The following is a 14547-nucleotide window of genomic DNA, read 5'->3' as shown; positions in this document are numbered from 1 at the left end:
GGCCGATGGGGAACAGGTATAATGCCGGCCATGAACTCCCCAGCAGACCCGCAGATCGAGTCGCTCCGCATTCCCCCGCATTCCATCGAAGCAGAACAGTCCGTCATCGGCGGCCTGCTGCGCGACAATGCGGCATGGGATCGTATTGCCGACTTCATGCATGCGGAAGATTTCTACCGCTACGACCACCGGATCATCTTCGAACAGATGGTCCGCCTGATCAATGCCGGCAAGCCCGCCGACGTGATCACGGTGTACGAAGCGCTCGTCCAGCTCGGCAAGGCCGAGGAGGTGGGCGGCCTGCAGTACCTCAACGCGATGGCGCAGAACACGCCATCGGCCGCGAACATCCGCCGCTATGCCGAGATCGTGCGCGATCGCGGCGTGCTGCGCCAGCTGATCACCGTCGCCGACGAAGTCTCCGGCAAGGCCTTCAATCCGCAGGGCGCGGAAGTCAAGCAGATCCTCGACGAGGCCGAGTCGCGCATCTTCGCGATCGCCGAGCAGGGCGCGCGCGGCGCCCAGGGCTGGCTGCCGGTGCAGCCGCTGCTGACCCAGGTGGTCGAGCGCATCGACGAACTCTACAGCCGCGAGAACCAGGGCGAGATCACCGGCGTGCCGACCGGCTTCATCGACCTCGACAAGATGACCTCGGGCCTGCAGGCGGGCGACCTCGTGATCGTCGCCGGCCGTCCCTCGATGGGCAAGACCGCGTTCTCCGTCAACATCGGCGAGAACGTCGCCGTCGACGCCGGCCTGCCGGTCGCGATCTTCTCGATGGAGATGGGCGGCGTGCAGCTGGCGATGCGTATGCTGGGCTCGATTGGCCAGCTCGACCAGCACCGCCTGCGTACCGGCAAGCTGACCGACGAGGACTGGCCGCGCCTGACGCACGCGATCCAGAAGATGAACGATGCCCAGATCTTCATCGACGAGACGCCGGCGCTGAACCCGATCGAGATGCGCGCGCGCGCGCGCCGCCTGGCGCGCCAGTGCGGCAAGCTCGGCCTGATCATCGTCGACTACCTGCAGCTGATGCAGGGTTCCAAGCCGGGCGACAACCGCGCTTCCGAGATTTCCGAGATTTCCCGGAGCCTGAAGGGCCTGGCCAAGGAGCTGGGCTGCCCGGTGATCGCGCTGTCGCAGCTGAACCGCTCGCTGGAACAGCGCCCCAACAAGCGCCCGGTCATGTCCGACCTGCGCGAATCGGGCGCGATCGAGCAGGATGCGGACGTGATCATCTTCCTGTATCGTGACGAAGTTTACAACCCGGACTCGCCCGACAAAGGTACTGCCGAAATCATCATCGGCAAGCAGCGTAACGGCCCCATCGGCGCCATTCGCCTGACCTGGATGGGCATGTACACCAAGTTCGGCAACTACAGCGGCAGCCTCGGTATTTACCAAGGCGATTAAGCCGCAAACGACCGCGGGGCACCGACCCTGCGGCCTTCCCAAGAAGTCCCAAGAGATACACCAACGGAGAACTACAATGTTTGGACGCCTCATGCCCACGGAGGGCAAGTTTTTTGACCTGTTCAACCAGCACGCCGCCCTGTGCGTGAAGGGTGCGCACGAGATGGTCGGCCTGATGACCAATTTCGACGACCTGGAAAACCGCACGCACGCCGTGGAAAGCATCGAAAAACAGGCGGACAAGATCACGTACGCCACCGTCGACCTGCTGCACAAGACCTTCATCACCCCGCTCGACCGCGACGACATCCACAAGCTGATCACCCGCATGGACGACATCCTCGACATGATGGAGGACGCCGCCCAGACCATCTCGCTGTACGATCTGCAGGCCGTTACGCCGGAAGCCAAGCGCCTGGCCGAGCTGTGCCTGGCCTGCTGCGAGAAGGTCCAGCAGGCCGTCGGCATGCTGCACAACATGGACAACGCCCAGAAGATGGTCGCCATCTGCGAAGAGATCGACCGCCTGGAATCGGACGCCGACCACGTGATGCGCGCCGCCATGTCCAAGCTGTTCCGCGACGAGCCGGACGTGCGCAACCTGATCAAGATGAAGGCGATCTACGAGATCCTGGAAACCGTCACCGACCGCTGCGAGGACGTCGCCAACATCATCGAAGGCATCATCGTCGAGAACGCGTAAGCCAACAACAATAACAACAACGATGAACACCATTCACATCAGCATTTATGTGCTGGGCCTGCTCGTCTTTCTAGCGCTGGTCTTCGACTTCATGAACGGCTTCCACGATTCGGCGAACGCGATCGCGACCGTCGTCTCGACCGGGGTGCTCAAGCCGCAGACGGCCGTCGCCATGGCGGCCTTCTTCAACTTCCTCGCGATCTTCGTGGTCAGCATGAAGGTCGCCGGCACCATCGGCAAGGACACGATCCATCCCGACGTGGTCGACCACTACGTGATCTTCGGGGCCCTGGTCGGGGCCATCGTCTGGAACGTCATCACGTGGTACTACGGCATCCCGTCCTCCTCCTCGCACGCGCTGGTCGGCGGCCTGGTGGGCGCGGCCGTGGCCAAGGCCGGCACCGGTTCGCTGGTGGCCGCGGGCCTGTGGAAGATCGTCGCGTTCATCGTGGTGGCGCCGCTGCTGGGCTTCGTGCTCGGCTCGATCATCATGCTGATCGTCTCGTGGATCTTCGTGCGCTCCACGCCGCGCAAGGTCGATACCTGGTTCCGCCGCCTGCAGCTGGTGTCGGCCGCCAGCTACTCGCTGGGCCACGGCGGCAACGACGCGCAGAAGACCATGGGCATCATCTGGATGCTGCTGATCGCCGGCGGCTACACCAACGCCGCCGATGCGCACCCGCCGCTGTGGGTCATCATCTCCTGCTACGCGGCGATCAGCTTCGGCACGCTGTTCGGCGGCTGGCGCATCGTCAAGACCATGGGCCAGAAGATCACCAAGCTCAAGCCCGTCGGCGGCTTCTGCGCCGAGACCGGCGGCGCCATCACGCTGCTGATGGCCAGCCACTGGGGCATCCCGGTGTCCACCACCCACACCATCACCGGCGCCATCGTCGGCGTGGGCGCCTCGCAGAAGGCGTCGGCGGTGCGCTGGGGCGTGGCCGGCAACATCGTCTGGGCCTGGATCTTCACCATCCCGGCGGCCGCCTTCATGTCGGCGATCGCCTGGTGGATCGGCACCAAGATCCTGTAAGCGCGGGCCAGGCCCGGCGGACGTAAAAAAGGCGGGATGTCCCGCCTTTTTTCACGTCCGCCGGCGCCAGCGCCGGGTCACTGGAACGGCAGCGGCAAGGGCGCCGGATTGGCCAGCATCTCCTGCTCGAAGGACTTCTTGTCGACGATGCTCACGTTCGACGTCGGGCCGTTCGGGCGCGCGATGCGCGAGCCGGTATAGCCGACGGCGCCATTGCTGGCCAGCGCCATGTTGCCGGACGGGCCGGGGGTATCGAAGCTTGCGCAGCCGGACAGCAGGACGGCGCCGCACAGCGCAAGGACTGGGTATTTCATCGTTGACTCTCCCGATGTGGACAATGGTGGATGCCTGATCTCATACGATATGTCAAAACGGCACGGGACTTCCTCACCAAATGTCACAAACCTGAAATTCATGGCGCCGTCGCCGCCGGTGCGTCGAGGTCGACCTCGAGGCCTTCCCATGCGAGCGCCACGCGCAAGGGCCCGGCCGGCGTGTCGAGGCGCCCGGCCCAGCGCGCCAGCACCTCGGCGAACACGGCCTCGAGGTCGTCGTCCGAGCGGGTCGGTTCGTGGTGCGTGCAATACAGGGCGCGCGCGCCCACGCGCAGCGCCAGCGCGATCGCCGCGTCGTAGGTCCCGTGGCCCCAGCCCTGCCTGGACGGATATTCTTCCACCGTGTACGAGCAATCGACGACCAGCGCGTCCACGCCTGCCATCGCCGCCTCGATCGCGCGTTCGCGCCGCTCGATCTCGCGCTGCGCCGCCTCCCGGCCGACGGCGCCGGGCGGGCAGGGATTGACGAACGGCTCGTGATCGCCGGTGAAGAACAGCGACTGGCCGCCGCAAGCGACGCGGTAGCCGAAGTTGGTCACCGGATGGTTCATCAGCACGTTCGATACCAGCACGTCGCCCAGCGCATACGCCTCGCCGGCCGCCAGCGTGCGGTAGGAAAGCGTGGCGCCCAGCGCGTCCTCGGCCACCGGGAAGTAGCTGTGCCGCAGCTGGCTTTTCAGCACGTGCTCGATGCCCTGGCCGGTGGCCTCGTCGCGCGCGCCGTGCAGGCACACCCGGCTGTCCTGCGCGAACAGGGGCGTGAACAGCGGCAGGCCGTGGATGTGGTCCCAGTGGCTGTGGGTGATGAAGATGTTGGCGTCCACCGGGCGGCCATCGGCGGCGCGGCGGCGCATCAGCTCCTGGCCCAGCGGGAAGATGCCGGTGCCGGCATCCAGCACCAGCAGGAGGCCGGCGTCGCTGCGCACCTCGATGCAGGTGGTGTTGCCGCCATGGCGGACGGTATGCGGTCCGGGGGACGGGATCGAGCCGCGCACGCCCCAGAATCGGAATTTCATGATGCTCCTTGCCGTTGTCGTACCTACCGGATGATAAAGGAATTATGTAATTAACTTTAAGCATTTGTAGATTCACATCAGGTCATGTACAGCCAGGCACAAGGGCGCTACACTGTCGAAAATTTCAATCCGGCAATGAATATGGTCTTCCTGCATGCCGGTCGACTTCCGCACGACGCCATGCACGAACCTGTCCCATCGAATATCGCCGAGCGGCTCGACCTGCTCACGGAACTCAGCGTCGCGCTGGGCACCGGCCATGCCGCCGACGTCCTGCTGGACCGCATCCTGCGCGTCGCCAAGGACATGACCCATGCCGACGGCGGCACCCTGTACCGTCCCAGCGCGGACGGGCGCAGCATGTGCTTCCACATCTCGCTGAACGACACGCTGGGCCTGCGCCAGGGCGGGGTGGGCGGCAGCCCGATCGCGCTGGCGCCGCTGCCGCTGTTCGATGCCGGCGGCCAGCCGGACCTGTCCTCGGTGGTGGCCTATGCGGCCAACCGCCGCGAATCGGTGAACATCGAGGACGTGTACCGGGCCGACGGCTTCAATTTTTCCGGCATGCGCGCGTTCGACAGCCAGTTCGGCTACCGCTCGCAGTCGTTCCTGACCGTGCCGATGCTCGACCACGAGGGCGAACTGGTCGGCGTGCTCCAGCTGATCAATGCGCGCGCGCCGGACGGCGCCGTGCAACCGTTCTCGCACACCGACCAGCGCTTCATCGAGGCGCTGGCGGCGCAGGCCGCGGTGGCGCTGACCAAGCAGCAGCTGATCGGCCAGCTCGAGGGCCTGCTCGAAGCCATCGTCAACCTGATCAACATCGGCATCGACGAGAAGTCGCCGTACACGGGGCGCCATTGCCAGTTCGTGCCGGAGCTGACGATGCTGCTGGCCGAGGCGGCGCACGCGACCGACAGCGGCCCGCTGGCGGACTTCCGCATGGACGACGGCGACCGCAAGGAACTGCGCCTGGCGGGCCTGCTGCACGACTGCGGCAAGATCACGACGCCGGTGCACGTGGTGGACAAGGCGACCAAGCTGGAAACCATCTTCGACCGCGTGCACCTGGTCGACACCCGCTTCGAGGTGCTGCTGCGCGACGCCGAGATCGCCGCGCTGCGGGACCGATGCGTGGCGGGCGCGGACCGCGCGGCGATCGACGACCGCCTGGCGTCCGAGCAGGCGCGCCTGCGCGCCGACCGCGATTTCCTGCGCCGCGCCAACGTCGGCGGCGAGGGCATGAGCCCGGACGACCAGGAGCGCGTGCGCCGCATCGCCGCGCGCCGCTGGACCGGGCCGGACGGCATCGAACGCGACTTCCTCGACGCCGACGAGGTGCTGAACCTGACCGTGCGCTTCGGCACCCTGACCGACGAGGAGCGCAGGATCATCAACAACCACATCGTGGTGACGATCCGCATGCTCGAATCGCTGCCCTGGCCGAAGCACCTGCGCAAGGTGCCGGAATACGCCGGCGGCCACCACGAGCGCATGGACGGCAAGGGCTATCCGCGCGGCCTGACGCGCGACCAGATGTCGGTGCCGGCGCGGGTGATGGCGATCGCCGACATCTTCGAGGCGCTGACGGCCTGCGACCGCCCCTACAAGAAGGGCAAGACGCTGTCCGAGTCGCTCGACATCCTCGGCAGGTTCGCCCTCAACGGCCACATCGACCCCGACCTGTTCGACATCTTCGTGCGGCGCAAGGTCTACCTCGGGTTCGCGCGCGCCAACCTGGCGCCCTGGCAGCTCGACGCCGTCGACGAGTCGGCCATTCCCGGCTACGTGCCCTGAGCCCCATGGCCGGCCGCTTCGTACGGGCGTGCGCCGCGCTGCGCCGGCAGCTGGCGCGACGCTTCGCACGATACTGGGCGCGCTGGACGCTGGGCCTGGCGCTGGTGCTGGCGGCGCTGCTGTACACGATGGGCGTGTGGAGCAGCGACGCCATCGCGCGCCAGGACACCGTCGTCGGCGACATGCGCATGCGCCTGGACACGCCCGTGCGCGATCCGCGCATCGTCATCGTCGACATCGACACGAAAAGCCTGGCCGAGGTCGGCCGCTTTCCATGGAGCCGCGACAAGCTGGCGCGGCTGGTGGACCGGCTCGCCGGGCAGTACCGCGCCGCGGCGATCGGCTTCGACATCTCCTTTCCCGAGCCCGACACCAGTTCCGGCTACGCCGTGCTGGACGGCCTGGCGCGCGGCGAGCTGCGCGACGTGCCGGACCTGCAGCGGCGCCTGCGGGCGCTGCAGCCGGCGCTCGACTACGACGGCCTGTTCGCGCGCGCGCTGTCCGGCCGGCCGGTGGTGCTGGGCTATAACCTGGCGTCCGGCATCGCCAAGGGGGCGCTGCCGGCGCCGGCCTTCACCGTGGCCGACCTGGGCGGGCGCGAACTGGTCGCCTACGGCGCCGACGGCTACGAAGCCAATCTGGCGCGCCTGCAGGGGGCCGCGCGCACGGCCGGCAGCTTCACCGTGGAAGCCGACGCCGACGGCCTGGTGCGATCGAGTTCGCTGCTGCAGCGCATCGGCGACGGCTACTACCCGACGCTGGCGCTGGCCACCGCCGCCGTCTACCTGAAGACCGAGCGCATCCTGCCGTACGGCGGCGCCGGCGCGGCGTCCGACGCGGCGCTGGCATCCGGCGGCGCCGAGGCGATCAGCCTGTTCGGCCCGGACGGCGAACGGCGCATCCCGGCCGGCTACGGCCTGCTGGCGCAGGTGCAGTTCCGCGGCAGCGGCGGCCCGCAGGGCGGGGCGTTCCGCTACCTGTCGGCGGCCGACGTGCTGGCCGGGCGCGTGGCGGCCGGCGTGCTGGAAGGGACCATCGTGCTGGTCGGGACCACCGCGCCGGGACTGATGGACCTGCGCGCCACGCCGGTCTCGGCCACCTATCCCGGCGTCGAGGTGCACGCCAACGTGATCAAGTCGATCCTCGACGGCCGCTTCAAGAGCCGGCCCGACTATGCGCTGGCGCTGGAGATGGTGCAGGTGCTGCTGGTGGGCGCCGTGCTGGCGCTGCTGCTGCCGGCGCTCGGCCCGCTGGCGGCGGTGCTGGCCGCGGCCGGCGCCTTCGCGCTGGTGGCAGGCTTCAACCTGTACATGTACCGGGTGCAGGACATCGCCCTCGACATGGTCGCCTGCCTGCTGCTGGTGGCGCTGCTGTTCGTGCTGAACCTGGCCTGGGGCTGGCTGTTCGAGTTCCGCAAGGGCAGGGCGCTGGTGGCGCGGTTCGGCGAATACGTGGCGCCGGAACTGGTGGCGCAAATGGCCGAGGATCCGCAGGCCTACAGCATGGAGGGCGAGAGCCGCGAACTGTCGGTGATGTTCGTCGACGTGCGCGGCTTCACCACCATCTCCGAGGGCCTCGGGCCGAAGGAACTGCGCGAATACATCAACCTGTATCTCACCGCGATGTCCGAGGACATCCGCGCCAGCCACCAGGGCACGCTCGACAAGTACATCGGCGACGCCGTGATGGCGTTCTGGGGCGCGCCGGTGGCGTTTCCCGACCACGCCTCGCGCGCCGTGGCCACCGCGCTGCTGATGCAGGCCAGCGCGGCGCGCCTGGACGCGCAGTTCCGCGCGCGCGGCTGGCCGGCGCTGGCGATCGGCATCGGCGTCAATTCCGGACCGATGCACGTGGGCGACATGGGGTCGGCCATCCGCCGCGCCTACACCGTGATGGGCGACGCCGTGAACCTGGGCGCGCGCCTGGAAGGCATCACCAAGGTCTACGGCGTCGGCATCGCGGTGGGCGCGGCGACGCGCGCGCAGGCGCCGGGATTCGCCTGGCGCGAGCTGGACCGGGTGCGCGTGAAGGGCAAGAACGCGCCGGTCGCGATCTACGAGCCGCTCGGCAGGCTGGACGCGGTCGGCCAGGCCGTGCTGGACGAATTGCGCGACTGGGATGCCGCGCTGGCGCTGGTGCGCGCCCAGGACTGGGACGCGGCCGCGGCGCGCATCGCGGCGCTGGCGCAGGCCCGTCCCGGCGTCGCGCTGTACCGCCTCTACCTCGCGCGCATCGCCCGCTGGCGCGCCGAGCCGCCCGGCGCCGGCTGGGATGGCGTGACCACGTTCGACACCAAGTAAGTCCGGCGGCGCCGGCCGGCGTCTCGCGCCCGCAACGCCTGGCCCGCCGCCGGAGGCGTCGCGCGCGAAAAATTGTGAATTTTCAACTTTTTTACTCCTTGGCAAGTCAAAGGTGTTTACACTGCCGGTCACAGGGATGATCGCCCGCGCGCCTCGACGCACGCCGGGCCGGCGCCGCCCCGCGCGGCCGCACAACAACGACGACATGCACAGCAAACACATGACACACCGGATCGCACGCCTGCTCGCGGGATCGGTGCTGGCCGCAGCCGTCGGCGCGGCCCTCGCGCAGGAGGGCGGCGCCGGCGCCATGGCCGCCGACGACCCGGTCCGCTTCGACATCGCCCGTTTCGACGTGGCCGGCAATACGCTGCTGCCGGACGCCGACGTGCAGGCCGCGCTGGCGCCGCACGCGGGCAGGGCGCGCGACTTCGGCGACGTGCAGCGCGCGCTCGAAGCGCTCGAGGCGCTATACCATGCGCGCGGCTACAACGTGGTCACGGTCCAGTTGCCCGAGCAGGAACTCGAGGGCGGCGTGGTGCGCCTGAACGTGATCCAGCCGCGCATCCGCCAGGTGCTCGTCGGCGGCAACCGGCACGTGTCCGAAGCGAACGTGCGCGCCGCGCTGCCGGCCCTGCGCCCGGGCGCGACGCCGAACCTGAAGGACGTCTCGTCCAACCTGCGCCTGGCCAACGAGAACCCGGCGCGCCACGTCCGGCTCGATCTCGCCGGCGCGGACACCGGCGACGACATCGACGCCCGCGTCGAGGTCGAGGACGAGCGCCCGTGGAAGGTCATGCTCAACGTCGACAACAGCGGCACCGAGGCGACCGGCGAGACCCATGCCGGCGTGCTGCTGCAACACGCCAACCTGTGGGGGCGCGACCACGTCGGCTCGCTGCAGTACACCACCACCAGCGAGCATCCGGACCGGGTCGGCGTGTGGGCGGCCGGCTACCACGTGCCCTTGTACGGGCGGGGCGACTCGCTCGACCTGTTCGCCAGCTATTCGAACGTCGATTCCGGCTCGGTGGCCGCGGGCCTGGTCAACCTGGCCGTGAGCGGCAAGGGCGGCGTGGCCGGCGCCCGCTACAACCAGTTGCTGGCGCGCCGCGGCCGGCTCGACGCGCGCGTGGTCTACGGCATCGACGTCAAGGCCTACAAGAACAGCGTCGTGTTCGGCGGCCAGGACTTCGGCAACGACGTCACCGTGCGGCCCCTGAGCGTCGCCTATGCCGGCACGTACGGGCTGGATGGCGGCGACGCGGCGTTCTCGCTGGCGTTGCTGCGCAACGTGCCGGGCGGCCCGCGCGGCGCGGCGGCCGACTTCGCCGCGGTACGCAGCGGCGCCCGGGCCGGCTACGCCATGCTGCGCTTTTCCGGCGTGCTGTCGCGCGCGCTGGGCGGCGACTGGCAGGCGCGCGCGCTGGTCAACGGCCAGCTCACCGGCGACGCCCTGGTGCCGGGCGAGCAGTTCGGCGCCGGCGGCAGCTTCACGGTGCGCGGCTTCGGCGAGCGCGACCTGGCCACCGATACCGGCGCGGTCGCCAACCTCGAGCTGTACACGCCCGAGCTGTGCCGGCGCGCCGGCTGGCAGTGCCGCCTGCTGGGCTTCTACGACACGGCCTGGGGCGAGCGCCACCACGCGCTGCCGGGCGAACTGCGCAGCGCGGGCATCGCCAGCGTCGGCCTGGGCCTGCGCGTCGCGGCGGGCGGCAACGCCAACCTCCAGCTCGACTACGGCCACGCCGTGCACGTGGGCCAGGTGAACGCCAGCAGCAGGAACAAGCTGCACCTGCGCCTGACCCTGGCTTATTGAGGACCCGTCCATGACCACGACTTCCCCGCGCGCATCCGTGCGCACGCTGGCGCGCAAGCTCGGCGCGCTGCTGCTGGCGGCCAGCCACCTGGGCGCCCAGGCGGCGCCGACGCTGCCCCAGGTGGTGGCCGGCCAGGCCAGCTTTTCCCAGCAGGGCAATGTGTTTTCGATCACGAACACGCCCGGCACCATCATCAACTGGCAGCGCTTCGACGTCGGCGCGGGCGAGATCACCCGCTTCATCCAGCAGAACAGCGACAGCGCGGTGCTCAACCGCGTGCTGGGCCAGGACCCGAGCCGCATCCTGGGCGCCCTCCAGTCGAACGGCAAGGTATTCCTGATCAATCCGAACGGCATCCTGTTCGGCCAGGGCGCGCGCGTCGACGTGAACGGCCTGGTCGCCTCGACGCTGGACATCGCGAACGCCGATTTCCTGGCGGGCAGGAAGGTGTTCCAGGGCGCCGCCAGCGCCGGCGCGGTGCGCAACGACGGCACGATCGCCACGCCGTCCGGCGGCCGCGTCTACCTGGTCGCGCCCGACGTCGAGAACCGCGGCATCGTCAGCGCGCCGAACGGCGACGTGGTGCTGGCCGCCGGCCACCGCGTGCAACTGGTCGACGCGGGCGACCCGGACCTGCACGTGGTGCTGTCGGCGCCGGCCGACCGGGCCGTCAACCTGGGCCAGGTGATCGCCCAGGGCGGACGCATCGGCATCTACGGTGCGCTGGTCAACCAGCGCGGGCTGGTCAGCGCCGACAGCGCGGTGCGTGGCGCCGGCGGCAGGATCGTGCTCAAGGCCAGCGGCAGCACCGTGCTGGAAGCGGGCAGCGTCACCAGCGCGGCCGGCAGCGGCGGCGCCGACGGCGGCGCCATCCACCTGCTGGGCGCGCAGGTGCGCCTGGACGGCGATGCGCGCGTGGACGCCAGCGGCGCGGCCGGCGGCACCGTGCTGGCCGGCGGCGACTGGCAGGGCGGCGGCGCCACCGTGCGCGCGCAGCAGACCGTGCTGGCGGCGGACGCGTCGATCCGCGCCGACGGCCTGGGCGGGCAGGGCGGCAGCGGCAACGGCGGCAAGGTCGTGCTGTGGTCGGACGGCGCCACCACGGCGCGCGGCAGCATTTCCGCGCGCGGCAACGGCGCCGGCGCCGGCGGCATGGTCGAGACCTCGGGCCACGACCTCGACGCCGCCGGCCTGCGCGTGGACGCGCGCGGCGGCGCCGCCGGCAAGGCCGGCACCTGGCTGCTCGATCCCCACGACATCGAGGTGACGGCGGGCGGCACCGCGGCCGCCGGCGACGTCGCCACGCCCGGCGCGGGCGCGTCCGGCGGCGTGACGCGGATCGCTCCTGCGACCCTCGTGGCGAGCGGCGCCGACGTAGTGCTGCAGGCGCGCCACGACCTCACCATCAGCAGCGCGCTCGACGCCAAGGGCAGCGTGCGCGCCCAGGCCGGCAACGACATCCATGTCGACGCGGCCGTGACCAGCCGCGACGGCGACCTCGATTTCCGCGCCGGACATGCGTTCACGCTGGGCGCGAACGGCGCCCTCCGGTCCGACAACTACATCGACATCGGCGCCGACCGCATGACCCTGGACGGCGCGGTCGGCACGGCCGGCGTCCAGGCGCCGGTGCTGACGCTGACCTCGTCCGACGCCTCCCGGCCGATCGTGGTCGGCAGCGGCAGCGGCAGCGGCAACGCCGGCAGCCTGTGGCTCGACGCCGCCAGCCTGGGCCGCCTGAGCGCCGGTGCCTACGAGATCAACCTCGGCAACAGCCGCCACCTGGCGCCGTTGCGGATCGACGCGGCGCTGAACCTGTCCTCGCACCTGGTGCTGGACAATGCCGGCGCGATCCTGATCGACGCGCCGGTCGACCTGGGCAGCGCGCCGGGCAGCCGCTTCGTCGCCAACCTGTACGGCGCCGAGAACCTGATCGACGTGGGCGCGCCGCTGCGCGCCTCGGCCTCGGTGCTGCTGCAGGGCGACCGCATCCGCATCGGCGACACCGTCACCGTCCTGGACGGCGGTGTCACGCTGCGGCCGGCGAGCACCGCCACCGCCATCGCGGTGGGCGGCGCCGACGAACAGCCGGGCTTCGCGATCGGCACCGCGGCGCTCGAGCGCATCCGCGCGGGCACGCTGACGATCGGCGGGCTGGAAGGCGCCAGCGGCGGCCTGACGATCGCCGGCGCGGCCGACCTGTCCGGCATCCGCGGCGCCCCCGAGCGCATCGTGCTCGACGCCGGCGCCGGCGCGCTGCAGGTCGATGCGCTGCTGGCCGTGCCGGCCACGCTGGTGCTGCAATCGACGTCCACCATCGCGGACGGCGCCGGCGGCGCCCTGGTCGCGGGCGCCCTGGCGGTGCGCGGCGGCGACGTCGCGCTCGACGGCCAGCACGGCATCGGCACGCTGGCCGGCAGCAGCGCCGGCGGCTTCCAGGTCGCGGCCCGCACCGGCCTGACCGTCGGGAACGTCGACGGCATCGACGGCGTCACGGCGGCCAACGGCACCGTGCGCCTGGATACGACCGGCAGCCTGGCGCTGAACGCCGACGTCAGGGGCCTGGCGGCCAGCCTGTCCGCTGCCGGCATCGGCGGCGGCGGTACGGTGCGCGCGTCGACCGTGACGCTGCGCTCGAGCGCCGGCATCGGCGCGACCACCAGCCCCTTGCATACCGCGGCGTCCACGCTGTCGGCCTGGAACGCGGGCAGCGGCACGCGTCCGATCAACATCGCCAACCAGGGCGCGCTGGTCCTTGCCAGCGCCGTGCAGGAGGGCGCGGACAACGGCGGTGCGATCACGGTCGACAGCGTCGGCGGCTTGACGGTGCCGGCCTACGTGGCCGACACCGGCGCAGGCGTGGCGGGCGGCGACGTGCGCACGGGGAGCGGCGACATCAGCCTGGCCGCCCACAGCCCCTTGACCATCGAAGGCCGCGTGACGACCGACAGCGGCAACGTGCGCCTCGAAGCGGGCAACGGCGGCACGTTGACGATCGCCGCCGGCGCGCTGGTCAAGTCGCAGAGCGGCAACGTGGACCTGGTGGCCGGCGCGACGCAGATCGCCGCGAACAGCATCAGCGTGTCCAGCCCGGACAAGCTGCACCTGCCGGCATCGGCGCTGGCATCCTGCATCGCCAATCCGGACGGCGCCGGCTGCGCGCAGGTGCTGGCGCAGGCGGTGCAGGCCTGCGTGGCCGATCCGAGCCAATCCTTCTGCAGCGCCGTGCTGCCGACCATCGCCCAGTGCGTGGCCGAGCCGACCCGTGCCGGCTGCCAGGTCGTGCTGCCGACCATCGCCCAGTGCGTGGCCGAGCCGACCCGTACCGGTTGCCAGGCCGTGCTGCCGACCCTTGCCCAGTGCGTGGCCGAGCCGACCCGCACCGGTTGCCAGGCGGTGCTGCCGACCATTGCCCAGTGCGTGGCCGAGCCGACCCGCGCCGGTTGCCAGGCCGTGCTGCCGACCATTGCCCAGTGCGTCGCCGAGCCGACTCGCACCGGTTGCCAGGCGGTGTTGCCGACCATTGCCCAATGCGTGGCCGAGCCGACCCGAACCGGTTGCCAGGCGGTGCTGCCGACCATCGCCCAATGCGTGGCCGAGCCGACCCGCGCCGGCTGCCAGGCCGTGCTGCCGACCATCGCCCAATGCGTGGCCGAGCCGACCCGTACCGGTTGCCAGGCGGTGCTGCCGACCCTCGCCCAGTGCGTGGCCGAACCGACCCGAACCGGTTGCCAGGCGGTGCTGCCGACCCTTGCCCAGTGCGTGTCCGAGCCGACCCGTGCCGGTTGCCAGGCCGTGCTGCCGACCACCGCCCAGTGCGTGGCCGAACCGACCCGCGCCGGTTGCCAGGCCGTGCTGCCGACCATCGCCCAGTGCATAGCCGAGCCGACCCGCGCCGGTTGCCAGGCGGTGCTGCCGACCCTTGCCCAGTGCGTGGCCGAACCGACCCGAACCGGTTGCCAGGCGGTGCTGCCGACCCTTGCCCAGTTCGTGGCCGAGCCGACCCGTGCCGGCTGCCAGGCCGTGTTGCCGACCATTGCCCAATGCGTGGCCGAGCCGACCCGCGCCGGATGCCAGGCGGTGCTGCCGACCCTTGCCCAGTGCGTGGCCGAGCCGGCCCGTGCCGG

At 70.5% G+C, this 14547-nt stretch carries 9 protein-coding genes; 7 read left to right on the top strand and 2 right to left on the bottom strand.

From position 1 onward, the window contains the following. Positions 1-30 precede the first annotated feature (30 nt). The 3 genes from QZ749_RS14500 to QZ749_RS14490 all read left to right on the top strand — a co-directional run bounded on the left by QZ749_RS14500 (position 31) and on the right by QZ749_RS14490 (position 3152). A complete protein-coding gene (locus tag QZ749_RS14500; protein WP_296948219.1) occupies positions 31-1416 on the top strand; it encodes a replicative DNA helicase in 1386 nt (461 codons plus the stop codon). A gap of 76 nt (positions 1417-1492) precedes the next feature. After that, positions 1493-2119, top strand: coding sequence for a DUF47 domain-containing protein (locus QZ749_RS14495; protein WP_290412090.1), 627 nt, complete (start codon positions 1493-1495; stop codon positions 2117-2119). 22 nt (positions 2120-2141) lie between these two features. Beyond that, positions 2142-3152, top strand: coding sequence for an inorganic phosphate transporter (locus tag QZ749_RS14490; RefSeq protein WP_296948216.1), 1011 nt, complete (start codon positions 2142-2144; stop codon positions 3150-3152). 77 nt (positions 3153-3229) lie between these two features. Here QZ749_RS14490 and QZ749_RS14485 read toward each other — a convergent pair whose 3' ends face one another. Beyond that, complete coding sequence (locus tag QZ749_RS14485) at positions 3230-3466, bottom strand: hypothetical protein (RefSeq protein ID WP_296948213.1); 237 nt, start codon at positions 3464-3466, stop codon at positions 3230-3232. 98 nt (positions 3467-3564) lie between these two features. Further along, positions 3565-4503, bottom strand: a complete 939-nt coding sequence (locus QZ749_RS14480; RefSeq protein ID WP_296948211.1) for an MBL fold metallo-hydrolase — start codon at positions 4501-4503, stop codon at positions 3565-3567. Between the two features lie 180 nt (positions 4504-4683). Here QZ749_RS14480 and QZ749_RS14475 point away from each other — a divergent pair, with 180 nt between their 5' ends. From QZ749_RS14475 to QZ749_RS14460, 4 genes are all read left to right on the top strand, one after another. After that, positions 4684-6300, top strand: coding sequence for an HD domain-containing phosphohydrolase (locus tag QZ749_RS14475; protein WP_296948208.1), 1617 nt, complete (start codon positions 4684-4686; stop codon positions 6298-6300). Positions 6301-6305: 5 nt separating this feature from the next. After that, complete coding sequence (locus QZ749_RS14470; RefSeq protein ID WP_296948205.1) at positions 6306-8600, top strand: CHASE2 domain-containing protein; 2295 nt, start codon at positions 6306-6308, stop codon at positions 8598-8600. 220 nt (positions 8601-8820) lie between these two features. Next, positions 8821-10419, top strand: coding sequence for a ShlB/FhaC/HecB family hemolysin secretion/activation protein (locus QZ749_RS14465; RefSeq protein WP_296948203.1), 1599 nt, complete (start codon positions 8821-8823; stop codon positions 10417-10419). 10 nt (positions 10420-10429) lie between these two features. After that, the coding region (locus QZ749_RS14460; RefSeq protein WP_296948200.1) for a filamentous hemagglutinin N-terminal domain-containing protein at positions 10430-14547 on the top strand (4118 nt) is incomplete at its 3' end.

This window comes from uncultured Massilia sp. (assembly GCF_913773735.1).
Classification (GTDB): domain Bacteria; phylum Pseudomonadota; class Gammaproteobacteria; order Burkholderiales; family Burkholderiaceae_D; genus Telluria.
This window is presented reverse-complemented; position numbering and strand designations above follow the sequence as displayed.